Source organism: Zobellia roscoffensis, assembly GCF_015330165.1.
Taxonomy (GTDB): Bacteria; Bacteroidota; Bacteroidia; order Flavobacteriales; family Flavobacteriaceae; genus Zobellia; species Zobellia roscoffensis.
The window spans coordinates 1,132,592-1,158,407 of record NZ_JADDXT010000002.1; the positions used below are offsets into that span (position 1 = coordinate 1,132,592).

The following is a 25,816-nucleotide window of genomic DNA, read 5'->3' on the forward strand; positions in this document are numbered from 1 at the left end:
TTAAACTTAGTTGTTGTTAAAACTCAATACTAATATAGTCGTAGAAATAGCAGAAAGCACCAAACTAAAAACACCCAAATTCTTTTGAAAAAGATTCTCTTTTGATGTTTCTACATACAACACATCATTAGGGTGTAGAAAATAATATGGCGACCGTATAATTTCAGGGCTTGTCAAATCTAAGTCTACAACTATTGATTTATCCCCTTTTTGGCGAATCAATTTTACGTTCTTTCGCTTACCAGATATATTAAGGTCTCCAGCTGCACTTAACGCTTCAAAAATTGTAGCCTGAGTATTATAAATGTAGTTTGTACCTGGGTTTTTTACATCTCCCAAAACAGAAACCTTAAAACTTGTTATCTTAACAGAAACAACTGCATTCAACAAATACTTATCTATTTCAGTTTGGACCAAATCTCTAATTTCCTCTACTGTCAAATCTTGCACTTTCAAATTCCCCACAATGGCCAAATCAATAGAACCCTCTTTATTAACTGTATAACCCGTTAAGAACAAAGAAGCTGGGTTAGCCTGTAAGTTAATATCTGCCTCTGTTGTGTTGTTAAAATATGCCACTTGATCTGGGTCTCTACTCTGCACTTTAACACTCAAAACATCGTTCGGCTGAACACCATATTCAGTCGGACGTAAACGAATGGTCATTTCCTGATCAGCGCTTTGAAGGTAGTTCACACCTTTTGTTGTATAACAAGAAGTCAACGTTATTGTAAACAATACTATAAAAACATGTCGTACAGAGAGGGTGGCAAGTGCACTTCTTAGAAATGTAAGCATCGGTTTTTTCATGCTTGATATAATTGTCATGTTTTGATTTTTGTTTTAGTCTATTATTTTTGGACGCGGTTTTTAACAGTACGGAACATACGTTAAGAATAAGGATATAATTTTCTCAAATACAGAAAAATTAAAATGCCTTTTTGTGATGGCTTCCAAATAGTGTTAAAAAAATTATTTTCACATCTAACCAAGGGCTCCAATTCTCAATGTACCATAAATCATGGTTTACCCTTTGATTTTTTTGCTCGTCAGTTACCGTAGGGCCTCTCCAACCATTTACTTGTGCCCAACCTGTAATACCCGGTTTAATATAACTACGCACCATATAATGGTTAACACTTTTTCTAAAGTCGTTTTGTAAATTAATCCTATGAGGCCTTGGACCTATAACACTCATTTCTCCCCTGAGAACATTGTAAAACTGAGGCAATTCATCTAAATCACCCTTTCTTAAGTATTTACCAATTCGAGTAATCCTAGGATCATTAACCACTGTAGACTGAGTACCATTGACCGGGTCTTGCGACACAGACATAGTTCTAAATTTAAAACACTTAAAGGTCTTACCAGCCTCACCCTTCCTAAATGGAGTGTAAAATATAGGACCCTTGGAATCTAGTTTAATAAGAAGAGCTATAATTAAAAATATGGGCGATAACAACAATAGCACTACTGATGCGAAACAAAAATCAAATAGACGTTTTAAAATAGTAGTACTAAAATGATCTAATGGCGACTCCCTGAGTTTAAAAACAGCGAGGTCTCCCATAGTAACGGCCTTATAGTTTTTAGATTTTAAAAGCGGGTTTTTAGGAATAAGTTTTACCCTTACCCCAAAACTATCAGCAATAGTAATGGCCTCCATTATTTTTTCATGCTTCATACCAGCCATAGCTATGAAAATATCATCTATTCCATGGTTTGTCAAAGCTTCAGATAAATCATCAATATGACCAAAAACACTAAAATCTAAGATGTTATTTGGCTTATTTTCCTTATTTTCCAAATACCCCATTATGTTATAACCATATTGAGTCATTGCATTGGTAAAGCTTTGAATATTACTTTCATCATAACCTGATCCAATAAGTAGAGTATCGGAAAAAAGATGTGAAGCCCTTTTCTTTAAATATTGCAACAAGTACTTATGGCTCACCAAGTTTAAATAGGAAAAAATAAAAATAGGTATGATAAAAGTTGATCGCGCAAAATACCTGATTTTCAACAAAATAACCACACTAATAACAAAACCAACGAAGAAAAAAAGTGATGTTACTATACTCTTAAAATAACCAAAATCCGGATTAAAATAGAACTCACTATTACGAATGTACATAATGATTACTAGCCATGTTACATTGTAGATAACCATTAACCTCACCATATTCCAAAGAATAGCCGTATCACTAAATGAAAAATCCGGTAGCTTGAACATAAAGCATATGGTCAACACTACATTGAGTAAAACAAACTCGAATGCAAGTAAATTTATAAGTATAAATCTATTTTTTGAATTCATGGGGGATATTAATCGGTTTTAATGGTTTATAAAATCATTCAACTTACCTCTTCACCGAACGACGCCAAATATAGGAATGAAATAATTAAAATTTGACGATTATCTCCTCTTCTAGGACAATTGACCCAAATATTAGATAATTGGCATTTTATTAAGTAAAACGTTAGCGGATATTAGGGCTTATCACATAGACGATCTACGAATTAATCATCAACTTGGATGCCTCCAATACGAAAGCTTAACAAGATAGATCAAATATTTTCTTTACAACCCTTGTTAATCAGATTATTAGACCAAAATATGGCTAAAATTAAATTTGAAGCATAAAAATTCGACAATTCCTCTTACCTTATCCTACTATATGCTACTCTCTACCTCGAATTCAGACAGAAATAAAATACTACCCTAAAGGCAATTTATTTCGGTTTTATAAAAAAGATACGGTGAATTCCTTATTAAGCTATAAATAATCTATATCTGGTTAACCAAATTGGTTAACCAGATATAAGTGCGAGTTATGGAACATGAGAAGAAGAATTGACGTACCAAGTTCTCCGCATACATAACTCTTTTTTTACCGGGTATTTTGTAACCTTAATGTTCTTGATAAGTGGTTCTATCATGGCAGCAGCAGCGGGTACTTTATATGTAGAAGGCATACAATTGTCAAGAGCATCGCAGATGATCGAGCTTTTACAACCACTGGCAGGAAGTTTTGCCACCTCTATATTTGCAGTAGGAATTGTTTCTGCCGGAGTGTCTTCTCAATTTCCCAATATCCTAATGCTACCTTGGTTAATCTGTGATTATAATGAAACTGAGCGCGATATGAGCTTGTCAAAATACAGGCTTATCGTCTTTTTCATTTCAATCCTAGGCCTGGTAGTTCCCATTTTTGACGCTCAACCTGTCTTTGTAATGATTATTAGTCAAGCGCTAAATGCAATTATTTTACCGCTTACGGTTCTCGGCATCTTCTACCTGGTAAATAGAAAGGATTTGATGGGTACTTATAAAGCCAATATAAAATCGAATATAATTTTGAGCCTCATACTAATCTTTGCAATTTTCACCTCGGTAACGGGTATTAAAGGGGTAATTGAACTTATAAACTAGAAACATGAAAATCGATTTACAGAAATACGCACAGATTCCTTTAAAGCAAATTTCAAATCGAGTATGGCGTACGTATTCCGGAGGGGCTTTAATCGATAATTGGAAAGAGGACACCCCAGAGGTAGATAATAGTTTCCCAGAAGAATGGATAATGTCTACCGTAACCGCTAGAGGCAAAAACAGACCGGAAGATGAGGGTCTATCCAAAGTTGAAACGACAGAAGGGCTCATAGCTCTAAAAGATATAATAGAATCGAACAAGGAGCTATTTATAGGGAAGAAGGTTGCAGAAAAATACGGTTCTACAGGAGTTTTGATTAAAATGCTAGATTCGCAAGAACGCTTAACCATTCAAGTACACCCGGATAAAACTTATGCAAAAGACATCCTTAATTCTTCATTTGGAAAAACAGAGTCGTGGTACGTTCTAAACACAAGAGAAATAGAGGGTGAAACAAGTGTGGTGTACATGGGGTTCAAAAAAGGGGTCACCCGTGAAAAATGGGAAGAACTTTTTTTAAATCAAGATATAGAAGGTATGCTGAACAGCCTTCACAAAATTGAAGTAAAACCCGGTGATGCTTTTATGATTTACGGAGGTGTTCCACATGCCATTGGAAGTGGGTGTTTCCTAATGGAAGTGCAAGAACCTACGGATTACACCATGCGCGTTGAGAAAATTACTCCGGCAGGATTAGAAATCTCTCCTGAATTAATACACCAAGGGGTAGGAGAGCAAACTATGCTAGACTGTTTTCATTATGGCGACTACACCCTAGAAGAGGCCATCGATAAGTGGAAGATAGAACCCAAAACCATAGACTCTGCCGATGGTCATACTTTAAACACTATTTTTAATACAAAGCACACCAATTGTTTTGGACTCAGCGAACTGTATTTAGATGGTGAACATTCCATAGCTTCCAACGGAAGCTTCTATGTGATAGTCGTGTATTTTGGTACCGGCACCTTACACTGCAATGGGAAAGCGTACACTTACAATCAAGGTGATGAAATTTTTATATCAGCTGCAATAGAGAACATTACTTTTAAATCTACCAAAAGCTCTAAATTGCTACTTTGCTATCCTCCAAGTTAGAAATTCCCTTTTCCTCTTCCCACTTCTAAATCCCTCCACTCAAATGGGCTGGACATATAAATATGCTCAGCCTAAAAAAATACTGTATGTTATAACTCTGTATATGCCCTTAATAAACCACCTTTTTCCACTAACCTATTCTACATTTCTGTAGCATTTAATCAAAATGCTATCTTAATTTTCTAATAACGTTGAAGTAACGACAAGGCCAAATAGCATTGGTATTTTCGCTCAAACTGAACAATCACCTGGGCAGTTCAGAAAGAACGAAAACCAACTTCAATATGAAAAGAAATACTACTACAAGAAGAGCCTTTTTGGCAAAATCTATCTGGGCCTCGGGAGGGGTCATCCTAGCTTCTCAACTAGTCGCTTGTGAAAAACTTGATAACTTAATCGGTAACGGCGATGCAAATGATGAAATTCCTAGATTTCTGCATGGTGTGGGAAGTTTTGACCCAACCGCGGAAGCCGTGATGATTTGGACCAGATTTACACCTACCACGGAAGAGGTGAATAAAATCATAGACATAAAATGGCAAGTGGCAACAGACCGTTCATTTACGAATATAGTTACCGAAGGAAGTAGCGCCTGTTCCATAGAAAACGACTTCACGGTAGTTGAAGACGTAACGGGGTTATCCTCCAACAATACATACTATTATCGTTTTCTGGAGGAAAACCTTAAAACTACTTCCGTAGTAGGGGAAACCATTACCTTGCCTAAAGCCGGAGAGCACCTCACAAGTCTAAAGCTAGCTGTTTGTTCCTGTAGTAACTATCCCGCCGGACTTTTCAACGTGTATGACGCTATTGCTAAAAGCGATGCAGACATAGTCATTCATTTAGGTGATTATATTTACGAATATGGTGAAGGAGAATATGGCACCAATGAAAACACAGAGGCTTTAAAGCGTGTTCACGACCCTAAGAATGAGATATTAAGTCTTGAGGACTACCGTTTAAGATACAGACAGTACCGTACGGATGAAAGTCTGCAATTGGCACATCAAAAAAAACCGTTCATTGTTGTTTGGGACGACCATGAAATAACAAACGATACATATACTACGGGTGCCGAGAACCATTCTGAAGATGAAGGCTCTTTTGAACTAAGAAAGCAATTTGCTGTTCGCGTACATGGCGAATACCTACCTATTAGAACTAACAACAGAAATATTATATATCGAAGTTTTCAATTTGGAAACCTTGCCAACCTTGTTATGTTGGACACAAGAGTTATTGGAAGAGACAAACAACTAAGTTTTGGCGATTATTTTACAGCTGATGGTAATTTTGATTTTGGCGGTTTCTCCTCAGCTATGATGGACCCCAACCGAAGCATCTTAGGTTCTGAACAGTTGGCATGGGCAGGATCACAAATAACCGGAAGCAATGCTGAATGGCAAGTTATAGGCCAATAAGTCTTAATGGCCAAAATGTTCGTACCTGCAGAATTATTAATTGGAATTGGTGCTGTGTCATCAGGGAATGCCACGCCAGAAGTGTTTCAACAATTACTTAACACCATTTCTGAACTATCCGCAATTAAAGCACGGGTGCTAAACAATGACCGTTCTTTGACTCCCAGTGATTTAAGTCGTATAAATACGGTTGTACCTTATAATCTTGATGCATGGGACGGCTATCCTGTTGAAAGAGAAAAACTCTTTGCTCTTCTGAACGGTAAAAAAACAATTGTACTAGCAGGAGACACACACAATGCTTGGAACAGTAATTTAACCGATGTAAATGGTGATAAAGTAGGCGAAGAATTCGCTTGTTCATCAGTAACTTCACCTGGTTTTGAAGGCCTCTTTGGTACGGATCCAGAAACGGTTGCAGGTATAGAACAAGCATTTTCTCTACTTATAGACGACCTAAAATATTTTGACGCATCACGAAGAGGCTACGTAATGGCGGAATTCACAAGTGGTTCTGCGGTTGCAGAATATCGCTTCGTAGACAACATTTTATCTTCTGTTTACAACACCACTATAGGTAAAACAATAACAGCAGATATATAATTCGCTTTTTTCAGCTGAAAAAGAAAAGCGGAGGGTTTAAAAAGACGGACAGGTATAATCCTAGTCCGTCTTTTACCTTTATAACATAATCAGAAGCATCAAACAACATAAAACTCCACATGAATATCATTAACAGGTTCTGTTCTTAATCGCTCCTTTCTTGCAGTAAAATGCAAAACTTCAAAGGGATTAATCTCTGACCGCATGGCTGACGCATCTATAGAAAGGTTACGTGCCAATAGTTTTCCCAGTGCCTGATATCGATACCGTACGAGTATATTGACCAGTTTAGTGGCATCTTCCATCTGGGAAAGTATTAATTGCACTAATTCATTGTGCTCCTTGGTAAACGTATAATTCATTTTACAAGATCTACAACGAACTACCAATAAGCCTTCTTGCTGATAGTTCCAGAGTTGCATTTTATCATTATTGCACTTTTTGCATACTGAGGTCTTCTGCCCCAGAGCATCAAGAAGTTCATCCAAATCTTTATACTGCTGTACGAGCCCAATATTATCCACCAACCACCACCTTGCTTTTCTTCTTTGTTCAGAAAGTGTAAAACCAAAATACCAAAAGAAAAATAACATGGAAGAAATAGTCATTGACACCAGTAATAAAGGGCCAACAGCAATAAAGAAAGATTGTACGGATTCGGCTTCTTGAATAGAAGTTAATAGGGAACTTAACATAAGTACGTGTCAAAATGGTTGGTTTTTGAAAAGTAACAAATTATAGGAAAGTACTCATATCACAAATGTTAAGTAATCATTATCAACGGTTTGTCACAGAAAACAATATAGAAACTCATTTCATTAACCCCATCAAATCGGACACAAAAACATTGCAATGTGCAAAACACCTAAGCATTAAAATTTCAAATCAATTTAAGTGATTTTAAATCAACTAACTGATTTTAAATCGTTTACATTTAACATTAACCGTTATAACTACCGTTAAAGTAGGGTTAACGCACTAGGGGCGGCGCTTAAAACCTAACTTTATGCAGAGAACCACACTTTACTGAACCCGTATGAAAAATCCTAAAATAACTATGACCGTTATCATAGCTCTTTTCCTATCTGTTTTAAACGCAAATGCTTTTCAGCCTGGCACAAATTCAAAACAAACTAAAATCCAATATTTATCAGGCACAGGAATGGACGATATGGTAGAGTGGGATTTCTACGTCTCGGAAGGGAGAAAAAGTGGAGAATGGACAACCATTGGAGTACCCTCTTGCTGGGAACAACAAGGTTTTGGAGCGTACAACTACGGAAGCGATGACGTCAAAACACGCGCTAAAGAATATGGGGTATACAAATATAATTTCCATGCACCTGCGGATTGGAGTAACAACGAAGTAAAAATTGTTTTTGAAGGTGTTATGACAGATGCCGAAGTAAAAATAAACGGCAAACTGGCGGGAGAAATTCACCAAGGTTCTTTTTACGAGTTTAAATATGCAATAAGTAAACTTTTAAATTATGGAAAAGAGAACCTATTGGAGGTTAAAGTGAATAAGGTTTCCGCAAACGAATCCATAAACCATGCAGAACGAGATGCTGATTTTTGGGTTTTTGGTGGTATATATAGACCTGTCTATTTAGAGATTTTACCCAAAGAACACATGGAGCGTGTAGCCATTGATGCAAAAGCCAATGGAAAAATAAATGTAGACGTATTTACCACTTCAAAAAAGGCTTCATCCATACAAATGTACTTATCAGATGATAAAGGAAATAAAATTCAAGATTTATCGGTTACAGAAAACAAGAGCACAAGCGAGAAATGGAACTTTTCTACCAAAGCAAATACTATAAAAACATGGAATCCTGAAACTCCCAATCTATACATCCTAACAATAAAACTCCTCAACAAAAAGAATGAGGTACTGCATAGCTTAAATAAACGAATTGGTTTTAGAACGGTTGAAATCCTTGAAGGTGATGGCATTTATGTAAACGGGGAACGCATTAAGTTTAAAGGCGTAAATAGGCATTCTTTTCATCCCAAATCGGGTCGGACTACATCAAAAGCTTGGAGTGTTGAACAAGCGCAACAAATGAAAGACATGAATATGAATGCTGTTCGTATGTCTCACTATCCCCCGGATGTCCACTTTTTAGATGTTTGCGATTCCCTAGGCTTATTCGTCATAGATGAAATTTGCACGTGGCACAACCCAATGTTAGACACCAAAGTAGCTCGTAAAATTGTGAAGGAAACCGTGGTTAGAGACGTTAATCATCCTTCCATCATACTTTGGGCCAATGGTAATGAGCAAGGTTGGAATCCAGAAGTAGATGATGATTACGCCAAATGGGATATTCAAAACCGAGAGGTCATCCACCCCTGGAGTATTTACAAAAAGACGAATACCATTCATTACAGTCACTATCATTCCTTAATAAACGATGCCTATTCCAAAGAAAAAATCCTGTTCCCAACGGAGTTTTTACATGGCTTGTATGATGGTGGCCATGGAGCGGGATTAGAAGACTATTGGAATATCATGTGGAACTTACCTCTTAGCGCGGGTGGTTTTCTTTGGGATTTTGCGGATGAGGGCATTGAGCGCACGGATAGAAATAATGAAATCGATTTACAAGGAAACAAGGCCGCAGATGGTATTGTTGGACCTTATGGGGAAAAAGAGGCCAGTTATTTCACCATTAAAGAAATATGGTCTCCAATTTATATTGAGAATCGGTTTATAACTAATGATTTCAACGGAATTTTCAGGTTAGAGAACCGCTATCATTATACTAACCTAGAGAAATGTTCCATGACCGCAAAATGGATAAACTTCAATGGACCAGACGGTAAAAACAACCCTGCCATTATTAGCCAGAGTGAAGTAAAACTACCCAACTTAGCTCCGTCGTCTAAAGGGAAAATCACGGTTAACAAGCCTCAAAACTGGCAATCTACCGATGCCTTGCACTTAACGGCAATAGACCCATATGGGAAAGAGATTTTTACATGGAGTTATCCCGTTTCTACACCAAAAGATGTAAGTGATTCTAAAATTGACTATAAGGGGTCCGAAGTCATTATCACAGAAACCAAGGATAAACAGATAAGGATTGAGGCAAACCATATAACTTATCGTTTTTCCAGAGAAACAGGCATGTTACAAGAGGTAAAAAAAGACAGTACCGTTATACCTTTAAGTAACGGGCCAATTATCCTAAATCAAGATCAAAAAATAGAAAATCTGACCATAACCCCTTTTGAAAATAAAGTTGAAATAACCATTGTTTATGAAAAGACGGATAAATCCCCGGGATGGTCAACCGTAAAAGAATATGCTTCAGATATTATAAAATGGACAGTGCATGCCAATGGTTTATTGGACTTAAAGGTTAAGTTCAAAGGTTACCGAAATCTAAAAGGTTTTAGGGGCATCACCTTTTCTTTTCCAGAAGAAGAAGTTGCAGGTATGAAGTGGCTCGGAGATGGCCCGTACCGCGTTTGGAGAAATAGAATGAAAGGAACAAAATTCCAAGTTTGGGAAAACGATTACAATAATACCATCACCGGTGAATCCGGTTTTGTTTATCCGGAATTCAAAGGCTTTTTCTCTGGGTTGTATTGGTCCAAATTAAAGGGTAAGAACAACAACGGTTTTACCGTATACTGTAAAACACCTCATACCTACTTACGTATGCTCACACCAGATGCGCCAGCCGATAATAAGAGGGATAAAGTAATTCCAGAATTCCCTGCAGGAGATATTTCATTTGTGATGAACATTCCTGCTATTGGCACCAAGTTTCAGTATGCGGAAAGTACTGGTCCACATGGTAATCCCGAGCATTATTTTGGAAACGACGACGATTTAATAAGCCTTGACCTAACCTTTAAATTTTAAACCGACTCCAATGAAAAATGTACTTTCCTTAGCGATACTGCTTCTACTCTCCGTGTTTAACTCTGGAATTTTGTTTGCCCAAAAAACCACCGAAATCCAATATCTGTCCGGAACAGGCAAAGATGATACCGTTGAATGGGATTTCTTTTGTTCCGATGGAATGCAAAGCGGAAAATGGTCAAAAATTCCTGTGCCCTCTTGTTGGGAACTTCAAGGTTTTGGCAACTATAACTACGGACGGGATTATAAAGATGGAAAACAGTATTACGATGAGCATGGTCTATATAAACATACATTTCAAGTGCCTTCCCAGTGGAAAACAAAGAAAGTAAAGATAGTTTTTGAAGGTGTCATGACCGATTGTGAAGTGAATATTAATGGTAAGTTGGCAGGAGAAATTCACCAAGGAGCTTTCTACGAATTCAAATATGATATTTCAAAATTACTTAAGTACGGAGAAGAAAACCTATTGGAAGTTAAAGTGAATAAAATGTCTGCCAATGCATCTATAAACTCAGCGGAGCGCAATGCCGATTTCTGGATTTTTGGAGGAATATATCGTCCGGTATATTTAGAAGTCTTACCGCAGCAGTTCATGGAGCGCGTGGCAATTGATGCACAAGCCAACGGAACTGTCACCGCAGATGTTTATACAAACTCTAAAAAAGCGACTTCTATCGTGGCAAAGCTTTTTGATTTGAAAGGAAAATTAGTTCAGGAATTTCCAGAGGCGGAAGTAGAGAAGCACGAAGGGAAGTTGTCTTTTAAAGCAAAGGCCACCAACATTAAAACGTGGAACCCGGAAAAGCCGAATTTATATCAGCTTCAAATTAGTTTGTTGGATAAGAAAGGTAAGGAACTACATACAGTTTCGGAACGTATAGGCTTCCGTACGGTTGAAATCCGAGAAAGTGATGGTATTTATGTAAACGGTCAACCAATAAAGTTTAAAGGTGTAAATCGTCATTCCTTCCACCCTAAATCCGGCAGAACAACTTCCAAAGAACTGAGTATTGAGCATGTAAAAATGATGAAAGACATGAATATGAACGCCGTTCGCATGTCTCATTACCCACCAGACACTCATTTTCTAGAAGCTTGCGATTCTTTGGGCCTCTTTGTTTTGGATGAGCTGTGTACATGGCATGTACCCTATTTGGACACTAAAGTTGGGAAAAAACTAATAAAAGAACTGGTTACTAGAGATGTAAATCATCCATCTATTTTAATGTGGGACAACGGTAATGAAAGTGGTTGGAATACCGAGTTAGATGATGAATTTGCCAAATGGGACATTCAAAAAAGAGAGGTAATACACCCTTGGAACGTCTTTAAAAAGACAAATACCATGCACTACCCGGACTACTATAAGTTTGCTTTTGACTCCCCTAGCAAGGATAAAATCTATTTTCCTACAGAGTTTTTACACGGTTTATATGATGGTGGGCATGGTGCCGGCCTTGATGACTACTGGAAACAAATGTGGAATATGCCATTGGCGGCTGGCGGTTTCTTATGGGATTTTGCAGATGAAGGTGTAGTGCGCATGGATAAAGGTGGCATAATCGACACTGACGGTAATCATGGAGCGGATGGTATTGTGGGGCCTTACGGCGAAAAAGAGGCCAGTTATTTTACCATAAAAGAAATATGGTCCCCAATTTATATAGCGGACAGATATATTAGGGAAGATTTTTCCGGAACTTTCAAAGTTGAAAACCGGTATCATTTCACAGATTTGGATGAGTGCTCCATGACTGCGAAATGGGTTAATTTCAATGGGCCTGAAGGTGGAACGGACTTCGGTATGATGTCGGAAAGCAATGTTGAACTCCCAAAGTTAGCACCATTAGAAAAGGGAACTTTCTCTATTGATAAGCCCACCAATTGGAAATCTGCGGATGCCCTATTCTTGAAGGCAACGGATATTCACGGTAAAGAAATCTTCACGTGGTCATATCCGGTAAAAATGGCTAAGCAGGTGAATACCGATAAAATTAAATACTCTAAAAAGGGAAGTATCACAACTACTACTTCCAACAACTTCATAATAATCAATGCCGATGAAAACCAATTTAAATTTTCAGCTAAAACGGGAGTACTCAAAGAAGTAACAAAAAAGGGAAAATTGATTCCCATAAAGGAAGGCCCCATTTTATTAGGTAACAAAACGGAATTAGAAGATGTAAAAATAAAATCATCAGATGATAAAGTTGAGATTACTGCATGGTTCAAAAAAAGAAAAAAATATCATGATTGGGATGGCAACCATGAAATGACGCAAGATTTCTTTAAATGGACCATTCACCCCAACGGAATACTTGATTTACATGTTGAAATAAGAAACCAAAAAATCGTTGAAGAATATATAGGCATATCTTTTTCTTTCACCGAGGAAGAAGTTAAGGGCATGAAATGGCTAGGAGATGGTCCATACCGTGTGTGGAGCAACCGCATGAAAGGCACGCAGTTTAAGGTTTGGGAAAACGATTATAACAATACAATTACCGGTCAACCAGGGTTTGTCTATCCAGAATTTAAAGGGTTTTTCTCTAACCTGTATTGGATGAAGTTAAATGGAAAGAATAATAATGGCTTTACGGTGTACTGCCATTCAGACCTTACATTTCTACGTATGCTTACCCCAGAACAACCTTCAGACCCCGGAAAAGGTGCTGCAGTAACTAAATTCCCCCAAGGAGACCTTTCTTTTGTGAAAAATATTCCTGCAATGGGCACCAAATTTATGCCTGCAGAGCAATCCGGTCCACAAGGCAGTTCCAAAAAATATTTCGGAAATACCGATGAGCCCATTGTAGTAGAACTAACCTTTCAGTTTTAAACCATACAGCTATGAAAATAAAACATCAATTCTTTGCCTTGGTAGTAACGGCACTTTTTGTCGCTTGCAATTCCACAAAGACTAAGACCAAAGAAAAAGCACAAGAAGATTTCCCTTTTTTTATCCCTTAAGAAAAACCAGACCGACCTTTAAGTGCGGCAGTTGCTCCCGGCTATGACAAGTATGGAACCTTAAGACCAGAGCGTACATCTCGAACACCTATATTAGGCTTAACCCCAATAAATACAGCCTAAAACAAGAAAAGCCAGTCTTTCGACTAGCTTTTTGTTGCTCCCCCTCTTGGGGTGTATTCATTCTTTTTAATAAAACTATACACCTCTAAAAACCCCATACTATATATACGTTGCCGGTAATTCGCAATAATATACTATCGTATACCGTTGGATAAAAACTAATATTGGTTGGATAAAACGTCGGATAATACTAATTTTGAATTCTAAACATCAAAACTATGGCTTCTATAAAATTCTATCCCTATGCTCCTAAAGGCACAAGTAAGGTCTACGTTAGACTCACGGTTAAGCGAGGTTCAGATTTTAGGCTTTCAACAGGTCTAACCATTAAGGATGCTAAAGCTTGGAGTAGTAAAACAAACTACCCCAAAACAACAGAAACCGAAAACAAAATACTCAACTATACCTTAAAAGGTCTTAAAAAACATATAGAAGATAAAATATTGTTAGTAGAGCAAAGTCAAAGCGAAGGCATAGATAGTATTAGTAGCAAATGGCTTAAAAATATAATCTTAGATTATTTTAATGAACCAAAGACAAAAGACTCCCAAGCATTAATACCCTACGCATGGAAATTTGTAGACAGTCTTTCTAGTAGCACCTATAGACGAAACGGCCAAAGGTTGCCCTATACGCAAAACACTATTGACAAGTATAAGAATTTTGTTAGGCAATTAGAAAGTTTTGAGCAATACTTAAAAAGACCGATTGACATAAATCATGTGGATGAAGATTTTACAAATTCATTTTTGGCTTACCTGACAGATCAAAAAGACCTATCTATAAACACGAAGGGAAGGTTTGTAAAGAGGTTAAAAACCATAATCGCAGATTCGGAGGTCAACGGGAAAATTGTCAATCCCAAATACAAGCTGATAAAAGGTTTTGAAGATGTCACTATCGTTACATATCTAAACTTTGAAGAACTTGATAAAATAGTTGCTACCAAAATGCCTACTGACCGCCTAAAGCATGCAAAAAATTGGCTGATCATTGGTTGTTATACGGCACAAAGGATATCGGACCTATTTCGAATGCGCAAAGAGATGATTGTAGAACACGACGGAATGAAATACATCGTATTAAAGCAATTTAAGACATCTAAAAAAGTAATGATACCGATTCATTATAGGGTTGAAAATGTACTTAAGCAATATGGCAATGATTTCCCGCCAAACTTTCATGACAATGAAAAGAGCAATCGTACAACCCTATCATCTCTAATGAAAGAAGTATGTGAATTAGCGTGCATAAATGATACTGTAAAAGGTCGTTACAATGGCGTAATAGGCTACTATCCTAAATATAAACTAATTCAAAATCATACTTGCCGACGTTCTTTTGCCACAAACTTCTACGGTCTCAAAGATTGGACTACACCTATGATAATGGAGATTACTGGCCATGAAACCGAGAAAAATTTTAAAAAATATATTGACAGAGAAGATTTTACCTTAAGCCAACAGGCAGCAAAAAACTTCGCCAAAATGAAAGAGGATAACTGTAATAAAAAAACAGCACTAAGAGTTTCCTGACCCTTTTAACCGGTAATCACATGGCAAAGAATAACCTCTCTTCTTACATTAAGGACTTCTCAAAAGTTCAACACCCAGACTATTATTGGCGCAAACTTCATACAAGGGTTATCTTAGAGAAGGTTAAGGATGAATTTCAAAACCCAAGAACCTATCAGTACCTTTTAAAGAAGACACAGGTTTTTCTCAGTGAAAATAAAATCTCTGGGGAACTTCTAATCAGATTTTTAGAATCTTTTGCGAGAGCTTACAGTCGAAACCACAAACCGGAACAAGGTCTAGAAAAATTCATTTTAAGTTTAAAAAAGTCCCCGAAGCTGAACAGCGATTTGTCCAAGGACAACCGTATTTTACTAAGGAAAAAAACCGACATCTTATCTTTTCTTGAACATAAAAAAGAGGAGTTCATGCACTTGGACATCGGCAAAGAGGATTTTATAAAGCATATCCACTCCACCTATAGTACGGGGTACACATACCAGACCTTACGCAGAACGTTCTACGACCTTTAAAAACTTATATTTCTTCACATCATATTCTAAGAAGTAACCTATATATTTTTTTCTTTTCGCTAGCAAATTATCAGCAACGCTAAACGTTGTTCCTAAATGATATAATTTTCTTCGGGTAAGGAAATTACTTCCCTTCTTATACCGCTCCATTACTTTTACTTCAAATTAATAAAACAAAGACTTGGTCGATATAACCGCAAATACTATAGTATTCACAGTCTTTATAAACCATTAAACCTTTCCTAACCCATGAAAGAAATACAATTTATACAAACAACCCCTGATCAGTTAGTAGAAAAAATACTGAGCGGAGTTAGAAGTGAATTACAGGAGTTAAAAAATGACTTTCAACCAAAAGCACCTACGGAATATCTAACCAGAAAAGAAACTAAAGACTTGCTAAGGATAGATTTAAGCACACTCTCTACACATACCAAGAACGGTCTGCTACAATCTTATGGCATTGGGAACAGAGTTCTTTATAAAAGATCTGAGGTCGAAAAAGCTATACAAGAACTAAAGCACCGCTAATTAGTGAGGCAAAAGGTTTATACCGCTTAAATTCATGGAAAACAACCATAAATATATAAATTTCCCCATTCAGCTTCTTAAAGGGTTTTTGCTGGATCCGCAAAAAGTTTTGTACGAAATATCGTGTTACGCCCTCTTCTTTTATGAAAACAGCCCAACCAATAACACTCATAATAAATTTATTGGGGTCTGTACTTACCTAGGCTACGATATTCGCCCCTCCATGAGAGATGAGATGTACCAAATTGGTCAAAACCTACATGACAAGTTTGCCTTAAAATCTCGCCCTCCACTAACAGGAATCAAAGTACAGCTTTTAAAAGAATTTCAAGAAGAAGAACACACCAAAGAGGAGATGTTGTATTTCCTAGCGTTCTTAGCAATAAAGAGCATCTTGTATAAAAAACCTTATGCTAAAATCACTAATAACTTTTTATTATCACGAATGGATGGTCGAGCAAAATGCTGTGCCAAAAAAGATTTGTCCCCTGAGATACGGAAATACAGTTCAAACTATCATATGCAGAAAATTAGACTTGCACTTTATGAAAAATGGCATGTAGTTTCTGAATCGAAATATATGCGTGGAGTTCTGTATAGCATAAAACATACAAAAGAGGAGCTGATAACTATTGCCGAAAAAAACCGTCAAACATATAAAAAAAAACAAGAGCAATATAACACTAAAAAACTTCGTGAAAAGGTCAGAAAGGATTTAAACTCAAGACTTAAATAGAACACAAAATTTTATTAGCTAAAATCGTCGACTTGCCTTGCAAAAATGAATTTTATAGCTATATAAATTTTTAAAAAGAGTTTTTAATAGGTATTACTTAAAAGGTATTTATAGAGGGTATTTATATAGGTATAAATATTTATAGAAAAATATACTACAGTAACCTTACAATTTGACAAATCAGACCGCCAATCTCTAGCCGCTATAACTAATCAATACCATACAAACCTACCCAGCAAGCTACAGACTAATACTCATTAAGGTTCTTTATTATTGCTCCGTTTTTTTAATTTGGGAAATATCCAAGAATTTAAGATTCCCGCTCATATAACACCCACTACATTCACAGCAGATGGCTATCTTAAAGAACGGGTTAACCGGAACTGCTTAAGAAATCCAATTTACAAACCAACGTATTTTCTCGTGCCAAACATACGCCAATATTACAAAACCATCCATCCCAATAAATTGGACAAGTTTCAAATAGATGACCAATCTAAAAGACAACTAACGAAAAGAAGGGAAAAGACTAATTTTATTACAACCGATAACATCCTTTTTCATGACTTACGATATTCGGTTAAGAACTTATCTACTATAGCAGCAATTATTAAAAAAACATTTGAGACAATACTGAAAGCTTAAAACCTGGTCCCTAGCGGAAATAAAAAGTTGATGATTTTAAACTTAATTTAAAAGAAAATCACCCCCATTAAAAAGCACAAAAAATACTTTAGTTAATCTGAAAGATAGTCCCCTAAGGCAAAACTAATAGCCTTTGATGATCCTTTTAGTGAGAATTCATAATCCGATTTACCACAACTATTGACAACCCTAATATAAACACTTTTCTTATTCATCAACATTTCAATAAAGTCAACCGTACTGGTGTTATCAAAATACCTAATAAATAAAGAATCTTTGTTTAAATCTGGAGCTGGGTTATCGCAAATTAAAACAGACTCGTCATCATTGAATACAACTCTTACAGTATTTCTGCTGCAACCTGTGTAACCAATATTAGTAAGATAGATATTGGGTGATCTTTCGCCAAAACGACTTATTACTAAAGTTGGTTTGTTAAAAGGAAAGCTCCCTCCCTTTCCAATTACATAGCATGACTTATATTGACCATCAAATTTATTATCGCCAGAATCAGTTTTCCATTGAGACATCATACTGATTGAGTATAGAAAAAAGATCAAAGTAAAAATCAACTTCAGCATTTGATAAAGATTTATAACATGGCAAATTAGTAAAATAAAGAATAGTACAAGTTTGATATAATCGCTAGAATTAAGCTATATAAAATGATTTCCCGTCTATTCACTTTATATAGCCCAAATACTTCAATAATGCACCCAGCGCGACAATTGCAATGATTATTCGCACCAACCATTTTCCTATCGTTGTATTGAATACCCAAAAACGTCGGTCGTTGTCATATTGGTTGAACCGCATTCTATAATTATACTATATTTATAGAATGGAACTATATGCCTACAACAATAAGAAAATAAAGGCCGTAGCTTATTGTAAAGGTTTGTGTTTTAATTAAAATCATAAGATGAAATTTCAAAAAGGACAGGCAATAATCTACACTACATTAGCTGGAAAACAATATTCTGGCACCGTCGTGTATAGAAAATGTGATTTTCCAAATAATTATATCGCCACAGATTTTGAACATGGTGGTTTTGATTATTTAATACACATTGTAAGAGATATGAGAGAGGAAAAGATTTTTGTTAATGAAAACGATTTGACATAATATCTGTTCACAACATTGGTTTTCATAAAACGCCCTAGTACAGTTCTTTTAAGGTAATCAATATTTTCTTTATTTAAATACAATGAAAACTATTCGAGGGCACACAATAAACCTTTCAATTTTTTGTTGCACTTAGCTAGGTTGGACAATAAAAAAAGTTGAAATAATAGTCTAATAAAGTCAGGAGATGACCCCGTGGGTTCAAATAAATCGATTTTCCTTTTGGGGTGCGGGGAGTCATACGTATATAGGGATAGGCGAGAAAATGCAGAGACCAAATTTCAAATTCCGACAGTTCCAGTCTCGATTATTAACTAATATCAGTTTGCACAAATTGCCTGATTCGAGCACATATGTAAATAGTTATAAAAAAAAGTCTTAAAAGATTAGAATCAGTTATTTTTGAAGGATTTAGTTATATATTCTTAGACATCACATAATGAATGTCTAATTAGGTAAATAGCAACTCAAAGCAGCGTATTCTAAGAGACTAAACAACTCTATCTCTATACAATCGCTCCTGAAATCCAATAAACGTATCCCTTATGGATTTTATATCACCAAGCTCCCGCTTTGCATCTGCAATGGCATTATACTTTAGCAATAATAGAGGCGATAGTTTAGAATCGTCCAACTCATTAACACCTTCTTTTACATATTGCTCTAGCACAAAATTTAAAAACTCTTGTTGCTTTTGGTTGTAGTCGCCTAATTTTATTTTGGCTTTGTCTGCCCTTGCTAATCTTGGCACAAGGTCTTTATGGTATGCTACATAGCTTAGGACATCAAAAAGATCACTGTCTTCACCATGTACTAAATTACGTAAATCTTCTAATTGTGCATCTGTATATCCTTTTTCGCTTAATTCTTCTAATAAATTTTTGCGGGTACTAGGTAAACTCCAGATTTTACGGAGCGCATCTTCATCTGCAACTAAACTAGGTAAGTCTCCATACAGTTGATTCATAAATTCTTCGTGTCCAATAGGTTTTCCTTCTGAACTCCAAAATGTTGTTTTAACGGTGGCATCTATTTCCCTTTCTTTACCATCAGACAACTTTATTTTAATTAATGCGGTGGGCTCTTTATCGCAAATACATGGTATGTTATCACATGTTGCACAAAGTTCATCTTCTGGTTTTTCGCATTTGCAAGGTGTTTCTCCACAAGTCGTACATGGTTTTGCTGTTCCTCCTCCTTGTGGCGGTTCTGGTGGTAGTGGCTCACCATCCCACTCTGGATCATTAAAATGCTTGTGCGCTTCAACAAAATCATAGACCGTAAAATAATCTTTGCCATCAAAAAGGCGGGTTCCTCTACCTACTATTTGCTTAAACTCTACCATAGAGTTTACAGGGCGCAGTAGTAATATATTTCTTATCTCTGGTGCATCTACACCTGTACTTAACTTTTGAGAAGTTGTTAAAACGGTAGGAATCAGTTTTTCATTGTTTTGAAAATCGGCTAAGGCTTGTTCTCCTCGGCTACCATCTTCGGCAGTTACTCGCTTACAATAATCTATACTCTTGCTATCGCTTTCTTGATTAATTATGTCTCTTATCGCAGCTGCATGTACTTGCGTAGAACAAAATACTAGAGTCTTATGATTTTGATTTACTTCACTTAAGAACTTCTTAACTCTAAAACGTTCAACTTGGTCTATGATGATTTTTCTACCATAGTCTTTATAGGTAAATGTATCACCTACTTCAGCAATGCCACTTATAACCGTATCATCTGCAGTTACTGTATATTCATCATAGTTAGTTTGGATTTGCTTTACTCTAAACGGTGTCAAAAAACCATCGTTGATACCATCTTTCAAAGCATAAGTATAAATGGGCTCGCCAAAATAATCGTACGTATCACCATTAACATCACGCTTAGGTGTTGCTGTCAAACCTAACTGTACAGCTGGCGAAAAATATTCTAGTATTTCTCTCCAACTACCCTCATCATTTGCACCCCCACGGTGGCACTCATCTATGATAATAAAATCAAAGAAATCAGGATCATACTCCCCAAAATTGAATTTCGGTTCATCGTATTCAATACGTGGCTCTGCAGCTAAATCATCATATTCTTCTATGTCAACTTCCTCTTCCCTAACTTCGGTCATGAAGGACTGAAATATGGTAAAGAAAATACTACCGTTTTTGGGTACTTTACCAGTTTTTCTAATTTCAGAAGGAGTAATACGCTTTTTTATGTTCTCATCTATTGTATCAAAATCATTGAAAGAATTAAAAGCCTGATTAGCCAGTATATTCCTATCTGCAAGAAACAAGATCCTTGGCGCCCTTGTAGCATCTCGTTTTAAATTCCACTTAGCATGAAATAACTTCCAGCATAAATGAAATGCAGTAGCTGTTTTACCTGTTCCAGTAGCCATGGTCAACAACAACCTATCTTTTTTTTCGGCTATGGCATCTAGACATTTTTCTACTGCGGTACGCTGGTAATAACGTGGTAGGTACTGTCCTTTAAAAAGTGGAAAAGGAATTTCTCTAAAACGTTCTTTCCAATTGACAATTTCTACCTTGTAATCTTCTTTAGGTGTTGGGAAACACATTTCCCACAGTTCTTGCGGAGTAGGATATTTAGATACATCTCCTTCCGTAGCTTCATCTATGTCTACACCATAAATTTCTTTCCCATTTGTGCAATAAGCAAAACGCGTATTTAATTTATAGGCATAGTCTTTAGCCTGTGCTAAACCATCTGTATAATATTTATCTCTTGCTTTGGCCTCTAATACAGCTAACCTTCTTCCTTTATATTCTAACACATAGTCGCAAGACAATGGTTTTTTTCTTAAGTTTTCTCCTTTGTGATTTTTCCCAATGATTCTACCTGAAGTAATCACCTCTACTTTTATGCGGCTTTCATGCACAACACCCCAGCCTACTTCTCTTAGTGCTGGATCTATAAGGTCTAGTCTGGTTTGTGCTTCGTTCATTAATTAACAATTCTTTCGGTTAAGTCATATTTTTTCAAAATAAAATTTAGGTCTAAATCAACCCGTTCCCCATGATTTTGATTATTGAGAATAGCTTTTGTAAAATGATGTTCATTATCTTCAAGCTTTGTTTTTACTAATAATTTATTTTCGAGACTTACCGATTCAGAATTAATTAAACCTTCTTCATTTTTTCTAGATTTTGTCATGTAAACATTAGCATATTTACACATAAATCCCGCCACAAGTATTCTTATCTTTCTAATATTAGTAGAATCAGAAATTGGCATCACTATATCATCTAATTCGTTTATTAATTTCTGAATACTTATCTCACTATTTCTGATTTTATCTAACAATAATGGATTTATCATTTCCAAATAGCTTATTAGAACAAGGATTTCAGGAAATACATGTTGATTCTCTGAAAAACTCTTAAGTGTTACTCTAATCCTTGCAAATATTTTTTCAAGCTGTCTTAAGCTAAATCCACTATTTACAAAGAGTAATAGTGGTATAGTATGGAGCCTATCGCTATCATTATTAAAATTTGAATACGCACTTCTTTTTTTTGAACTAATAAAATCATCAAAAGCATAGTAATCATATAAGTACTCTATAAACATTTGAATATTTGGCTTAGGGATGATATATTCCAAATCAATAAATCGCCTTAAGTATTCATCAGCATCAATTCTATCACTGCCGTAAGCACCTCTTACAGCATTGCCCAATTGCTTTTTATCAATAGACAAAACAAAAACAATTCCTGAGACTGAAAATAAATGTTTGATTTGTTCTAAAACCTGAATTGCATAACTTGGTCTACATCTATCTAACTCATCAATAATAAACACTACAGGTTTACCCCCGTCTACTTTTTTTACAAAATTTTCTAGTGCAGTTCTAAAATCTTTAATTCCTTTTTTCTTCTCGTTAAAGGATTGTATTTGTTCTTCAACTTCTTCTGCGGTAAACTCTAGAGCAGCTGCAGCAATTTCTGCAACGGCCTCATCCCCTATTGCTTTACCAACTGCACCTTTTACTGCAGCGGGAGCTACCTTTTTTAAAAATGTTGCCGATTTTTGAAGAAGTGATTCAAAGTTTTTTTTTGATTTCTCTCGTAATTCTTCTAACTCAGATAGTAAAGCGATAATCACTTCTTCTTGAAAGTCATTCTCCCAAGCATTAAAATATAAAGTTTTGAAGTCATTATTTTCCAGTTGTTGACGCCACATTTTAACAAATGTAGTTTTTCCTTCTCCCCAAGGGTTATTTATAGCGAGTACAAAACCATCTGCATAACCACTAACAATATCGGTTAAAACATCAGCATACTTTTTTCTATCCAATTTGCAATTTACAAATGGATCTGTTCCGTCTTCTGGGATTACAATATCGTTATGCTTTAAACTACTCATACTACAACTACGTTTTCAGTTAATTCTCCTGCAAAGGCTTTTTGAAGTATAGATTTTTTGAGTTCTTCCAGTGAATTTAGTTTTAATGAATAATTATAAATAGTAGTTTTAATTGAGTTGTTCAATGACTCTATTAACAATACTATTTCCTTTTGATTTTCAATACTTGTAAAGGGAATCGGAAAAGCTCTTAATTTTGTTAGACCGATGAAGCCTTGAGCGCTTCCACTTGAGTTTTCCGCAACGTATTTTTTAGCTTTTGGACTCTTTAAAAAGTAAAGAATGAATTTAGCTCTATAACTTTCATTTGATTTAATTAAACCAACATTTTTAATACTAAAAACTCTTTTATCATCAACTAAACATGCCATACCCCTATTAGCACCAATCATTGCAAATAAAATATCATTGTAAGCAACATTTGACCTTCTGTAAAAGTTATTATGGTCTTCTTCACTGATAAATTTCGTTTTTTCAAATGAAATACCATCATCAAGTATATTTTTTTGAGTTACGAAAGGTATTCCAAATTCTTCATCTACGTATTTAGGGGAATCATGTGTTCCATCTTTTACTTCGCAAATTTCATTCAAAGTCTTCTCCTCCCACCCAGCTCCTTTTTGACTAAAAATGTCATTAAGTTTAGATTGAAATAACTCTTTTGCGTTTGCTATGTTTGTTGAGATGTTGGCTTTGGCTTGGTCTATAGCTGTAAACGCTTTGTCTAATAGGGCTACGATTTGTTTTTGTTCTTCAATTGGTGGGATTGGGATTGGATAAGAATATAACCTTTCTTTCCTTACTCCATCTTGTCCCGCAGCTCTCTTTGAAGTTTTTTCTACAAAGCGAACTAACTCATCCGTTTTCAAAAACCATCTGAAGTATTCTTTATCAAGTTTTTCTTCATTAGGAATAGCTTTCATCAAAGCTACATTATACGCACCTTCAATTCCACTAAAAATTCCAAATATTGGTGGACCATACCTACCAATCATAATATCAGACTTCTTACAGAATTTTTTAGCCTTATTTATCGGCACATAAGTCATATACTTATCTGTTCTATAATCTCGAACTTGTACTAACCTAATATACCCCTCTTTCGGTTCATAAATAAAATTACTTTTGGGTGGTTGACTTCCACCACTAATTTCACATACCTCACCAAATGGTACTATTTCCCAATCTTTTCTCATATCAATTCTTTAATTGATTTAAGAATAGTATTGGTTTCAGCATCCAAAGTTTCCATTTCCTCCAAAATTTCCTCTGGACTGCGTAATGGTGCCTCTTCAGGTGTATTCGGATTTTTTGGCGAAAGGTCAAAAGAATCATCATCTAAATCATTCACATTTAAAATCCATGATTTTTCGCTTTCTGGCTTCGTTTTTTGTAATGTTAAGAACTCTTCCAAATCTCTGTCATTTAACGGATTGGTTTTTCCCATGTTTCGTCCTGGGTCTAACTGGTAGTACCAAATCTTTTTGGAGGGCTCGCCTTTTTGAAAAAACAAGACTACGGTTTTAACGCCTGCTCCTGTAAAGGTTCCACCTGGTAAATCTAAAATGGTATGTAGGTTAGAGCCTTCTAATAAGAGTTTACGCAACGCTACAGAAGCATTGTCTGTATTGCTCAATACCGTGTTTTTAATAACGATAGCTGCACGACCACCTGTTTTTAAGCTCTTTATAAAATGTTGCATAAACAAGAAAGCGGATTCTCCTGTTTTTATGTCAAAATTTTGTTGTACTTCGGGTCTTTCTTTACCGCCAAATGGTGGGTTTGCTAATATTACGTGATAACGGTCTTTTTCTTGTATGTCGCGTATGTTCTCACCCAACGTGTTGGTATGAATAATGTTGGGTGCTTCTATACCATGCAAAATCATGTTCATAATACCAATTACATAAGCCAAGTTTTTTTTCTCTTTACCGTAAAGAGTGTTTTCTTGTAATGTTTTAAGGTTATCAGTGGTTTTATCCATGCGCTCGTACAGATACTCATAGGCTTCTACTAAGAAACCACAAGAACCTGCAGCGCCATCGTATACTTTTTCACCTATTTGTGGATCTATCACGTTAATCATCGCACGTATGAGAGGTCTTGGTGTGTAGTATTGGCCGCCATTACGACCTGCGTTACCCATATTTTTAATCTTAGTCTCGTACAGGTGACTTAATTCATGCTTATCTTTTGATGCTCTAAATGGAAGGCTGTCTGCATATTCTAAAATCTCACGTAGGTTATAACCAGACTGGATTTTGTTTTTCAATTCAGAGAAAATCTCTCCAATCTTATACTCAATAGTATTCGCAGAATCTGCTTCTTGCTTAAACTTTGCTAAGTATGGGAATAGCTTTCCATCTACAAATTCTACTAAACCTGTACCTGTTAGCGCTACGTGATGGTCTAGGTTTCCATCGGCATCTTTAGGCATTGCCCAATTAGGCCAACGGAATTCTTCGGCTAAAATAAAACTGTAATCTTCGCCTTTTAATTCGGCTTCGTCTGCTTTGTCTTGTTCTAGCTCGTCTAAGTAACGTAAGAACATAACCCAAGAGGTTTGGCCTATGTAATCTAATTCACTATCAGACCCAGAATCTTTGTATAGTAGGTCGTCTATATTTTTAAATGTTTGTTCGAAACTCATATTAATTACGCTGTATCTAGATTTGGTTAAAGCCCTAATTTAAGTTGTCTATTGTTTACTAGTAAATCGTCTAATTTAATTAATTTAATAGTACCAGTCACTCCTATGTCTTTTAAGATTTGAGAAAATTTAACTCCCTCACTGGAAGAATAATAAGAAACCG

At 36.0% G+C, this 25,816-nt stretch carries 17 protein-coding genes and 1 pseudogene; 10 read left to right on the forward strand and 8 right to left on the reverse strand.

The annotated features are described in order from the left end of the window. Positions 1-6: 6 nt before the first annotated feature. Both IWC72_RS04885 and IWC72_RS04890 read right to left on the reverse strand, forming a co-directional pair. Positions 7-828 (reverse strand): polysaccharide biosynthesis/export family protein, encoded by an 822-nt coding sequence (locus IWC72_RS04885; protein WP_194529016.1) that lies wholly within the window; start codon positions 826-828, stop codon positions 7-9. 100 nt (positions 829-928) lie between these two features. Then, entirely contained in the window at positions 929-2,320 is a 1,392-nt protein-coding gene (locus IWC72_RS04890) for an exopolysaccharide biosynthesis polyprenyl glycosylphosphotransferase (protein ID WP_226979491.1), read from the reverse strand. A gap of 537 nt (positions 2,321-2,857) precedes the next feature. On the opposite strand from IWC72_RS04890, the gene IWC72_RS04895 reads away from it, so the two are divergent. The 3 genes and pseudogenes from IWC72_RS04895 to IWC72_RS04905 all read left to right on the forward strand — a co-directional run bounded on the left by IWC72_RS04895 (position 2,858) and on the right by IWC72_RS04905 (position 6,562). Further along, positions 2,858-3,436: a divalent metal cation transporter gene (locus IWC72_RS04895; RefSeq protein WP_226979492.1), complete on the forward strand. Its 579-nt coding sequence runs from the start codon at positions 2,858-2,860 to the stop codon at positions 3,434-3,436. Between the two features lie 4 nt (positions 3,437-3,440). Then, the gene (locus IWC72_RS04900) at positions 3,441-4,535 is read left to right on the forward strand and encodes a type I phosphomannose isomerase catalytic subunit (RefSeq protein ID WP_194525113.1); all 1,095 of its coding nucleotides are present in this window, start codon (positions 3,441-3,443) and stop codon (positions 4,533-4,535) included. A 284-nt stretch (positions 4,536-4,819) separates the two neighbouring features. Continuing rightward, positions 4,820-6,562, forward strand: a pseudogene (locus IWC72_RS04905) (alkaline phosphatase D family protein). A 98-nt stretch (positions 6,563-6,660) separates the two neighbouring features. Here the strand turns inward: IWC72_RS04905 and IWC72_RS04910 are convergent. Continuing rightward, positions 6,661-7,257, reverse strand: a complete 597-nt coding sequence (locus IWC72_RS04910; protein WP_194529019.1) for a hypothetical protein — start codon at positions 7,255-7,257, stop codon at positions 6,661-6,663. Positions 7,258-7,598: 341 nt separating this feature from the next. On the opposite strand from IWC72_RS04910, the gene IWC72_RS04915 reads away from it, so the two are divergent. From IWC72_RS04915 to IWC72_RS04940, 6 genes are all read left to right on the forward strand, one after another. Next, complete coding sequence (locus IWC72_RS04915) at positions 7,599-10,442, forward strand: glycoside hydrolase family 2 TIM barrel-domain containing protein (protein WP_226979493.1); 2,844 nt, start codon at positions 7,599-7,601, stop codon at positions 10,440-10,442. Between the two features lie 10 nt (positions 10,443-10,452). Next, a complete protein-coding gene (locus tag IWC72_RS04920) occupies positions 10,453-13,284 on the forward strand; it encodes a glycoside hydrolase family 2 protein (protein WP_194529020.1) in 2,832 nt (943 codons plus the stop codon). 472 nt (positions 13,285-13,756) lie between these two features. Then, positions 13,757-15,073 carry a phage integrase SAM-like domain-containing protein gene (locus IWC72_RS04925; RefSeq protein WP_194529021.1) on the forward strand — a complete coding sequence of 439 codons (1,317 nt, stop codon included), beginning with the start codon at positions 13,757-13,759 and terminating at the stop codon, positions 15,071-15,073. Between the two features lie 20 nt (positions 15,074-15,093). Continuing rightward, complete coding sequence (locus IWC72_RS04930; protein WP_194529022.1) at positions 15,094-15,585, forward strand: hypothetical protein; 492 nt, start codon at positions 15,094-15,096, stop codon at positions 15,583-15,585. Positions 15,586-15,834: 249 nt separating this feature from the next. Continuing rightward, positions 15,835-16,116, forward strand: coding sequence for a helix-turn-helix domain-containing protein (locus IWC72_RS04935; protein ID WP_194529023.1), 282 nt, complete (start codon positions 15,835-15,837; stop codon positions 16,114-16,116). A gap of 34 nt (positions 16,117-16,150) precedes the next feature. Further along, positions 16,151-16,852 carry a hypothetical protein gene (locus tag IWC72_RS04940; RefSeq protein WP_194529024.1) on the forward strand — a complete coding sequence of 234 codons (702 nt, stop codon included), beginning with the start codon at positions 16,151-16,153 and terminating at the stop codon, positions 16,850-16,852. 737 nt (positions 16,853-17,589) lie between these two features. Here the strand turns inward: IWC72_RS04940 and IWC72_RS04945 are convergent. Then, a complete protein-coding gene (locus IWC72_RS04945; protein WP_194529025.1) occupies positions 17,590-18,030 on the reverse strand; it encodes a hypothetical protein in 441 nt (146 codons plus the stop codon). A gap of 389 nt (positions 18,031-18,419) precedes the next feature. Between IWC72_RS04945 and IWC72_RS04950 the strand changes: the two genes are divergently transcribed. Next, positions 18,420-18,623, forward strand: a complete 204-nt coding sequence (locus IWC72_RS04950) for a hypothetical protein (RefSeq protein WP_194529026.1) — start codon at positions 18,420-18,422, stop codon at positions 18,621-18,623. Positions 18,624-19,113: 490 nt separating this feature from the next. Here IWC72_RS04950 and hsdR read toward each other — a convergent pair whose 3' ends face one another. Genes hsdR through IWC72_RS04970 form a run of 4 tightly spaced genes read right to left on the reverse strand, consistent with a single transcriptional unit; the run spans position 19,114 to position 25,653 of the window. Next, positions 19,114-21,582: an EcoAI/FtnUII family type I restriction enzme subunit R gene (hsdR, locus tag IWC72_RS04955; protein ID WP_194529027.1), complete on the reverse strand. Its 2,469-nt coding sequence runs from the start codon at positions 21,580-21,582 to the stop codon at positions 19,114-19,116. After that, positions 21,582-23,003 carry a KAP family P-loop NTPase fold protein gene (locus tag IWC72_RS04960; RefSeq protein WP_194529028.1) on the reverse strand — a complete coding sequence of 474 codons (1,422 nt, stop codon included), beginning with the start codon at positions 23,001-23,003 and terminating at the stop codon, positions 21,582-21,584. The genes hsdR and IWC72_RS04960 overlap by 1 nt, the downstream gene beginning before the upstream one ends. Further along, positions 23,000-24,199 carry a restriction endonuclease subunit S gene (locus IWC72_RS04965; protein WP_194529029.1) on the reverse strand — a complete coding sequence of 400 codons (1,200 nt, stop codon included), beginning with the start codon at positions 24,197-24,199 and terminating at the stop codon, positions 23,000-23,002. The genes IWC72_RS04960 and IWC72_RS04965 overlap by 4 nt, the downstream gene beginning before the upstream one ends. After that, complete coding sequence (locus tag IWC72_RS04970) at positions 24,196-25,653, reverse strand: class I SAM-dependent DNA methyltransferase (protein WP_194529030.1); 1,458 nt, start codon at positions 25,651-25,653, stop codon at positions 24,196-24,198. Before IWC72_RS04970 ends, IWC72_RS04965 begins: the two co-directional genes overlap by 4 nt. Positions 25,654-25,816 lie beyond the last annotated feature (163 nt).

Coding starts and splice junctions, on each gene's coding strand:
- IWC72_RS04885 (WP_194529016.1), bottom strand. CDS start 828: ATGACAATTATATCAAGCATGAAAAAACCGATGCTTACATTTCTAAGA.
- IWC72_RS04890 (WP_226979491.1), bottom strand. CDS start 2,320: ATGAATTCAAAAAATAGATTTATACTTATAAATTTACTTGCATTCGAG.
- IWC72_RS04900 (WP_194525113.1), top strand. CDS start 3,441: ATGAAAATCGATTTACAGAAATACGCACAGATTCCTTTAAAGCAAATT.
- IWC72_RS04910 (WP_194529019.1), bottom strand. CDS start 7,257: ATGTTAAGTTCCCTATTAACTTCTATTCAAGAAGCCGAATCCGTACAA.
- IWC72_RS04915 (WP_226979493.1), top strand. CDS start 7,599: ATGAAAAATCCTAAAATAACTATGACCGTTATCATAGCTCTTTTCCTA.
- IWC72_RS04920 (WP_194529020.1), top strand. CDS start 10,453: ATGAAAAATGTACTTTCCTTAGCGATACTGCTTCTACTCTCCGTGTTT.
- IWC72_RS04925 (WP_194529021.1), top strand. CDS start 13,757: ATGGCTTCTATAAAATTCTATCCCTATGCTCCTAAAGGCACAAGTAAG.
- IWC72_RS04930 (WP_194529022.1), top strand. CDS start 15,094: ATGGCAAAGAATAACCTCTCTTCTTACATTAAGGACTTCTCAAAAGTT.
- IWC72_RS04935 (WP_194529023.1), top strand. CDS start 15,835: ATGAAAGAAATACAATTTATACAAACAACCCCTGATCAGTTAGTAGAA.
- IWC72_RS04940 (WP_194529024.1), top strand. CDS start 16,151: ATGGAAAACAACCATAAATATATAAATTTCCCCATTCAGCTTCTTAAA.
- IWC72_RS04945 (WP_194529025.1), bottom strand. CDS start 18,030: ATGATGTCTCAATGGAAAACTGATTCTGGCGATAATAAATTTGATGGT.
- IWC72_RS04950 (WP_194529026.1), top strand. CDS start 18,420: ATGAAATTTCAAAAAGGACAGGCAATAATCTACACTACATTAGCTGGA.
- hsdR (WP_194529027.1), bottom strand. CDS start 21,582: ATGAACGAAGCACAAACCAGACTAGACCTTATAGATCCAGCACTAAGA.
- IWC72_RS04960 (WP_194529028.1), bottom strand. CDS start 23,003: ATGAGTAGTTTAAAGCATAACGATATTGTAATCCCAGAAGACGGAACA.
- IWC72_RS04965 (WP_194529029.1), bottom strand. CDS start 24,199: ATGAGAAAAGATTGGGAAATAGTACCATTTGGTGAGGTATGTGAAATT.
- IWC72_RS04970 (WP_194529030.1), bottom strand. CDS start 25,653: ATGAGTTTCGAACAAACATTTAAAAATATAGACGACCTACTATACAAA.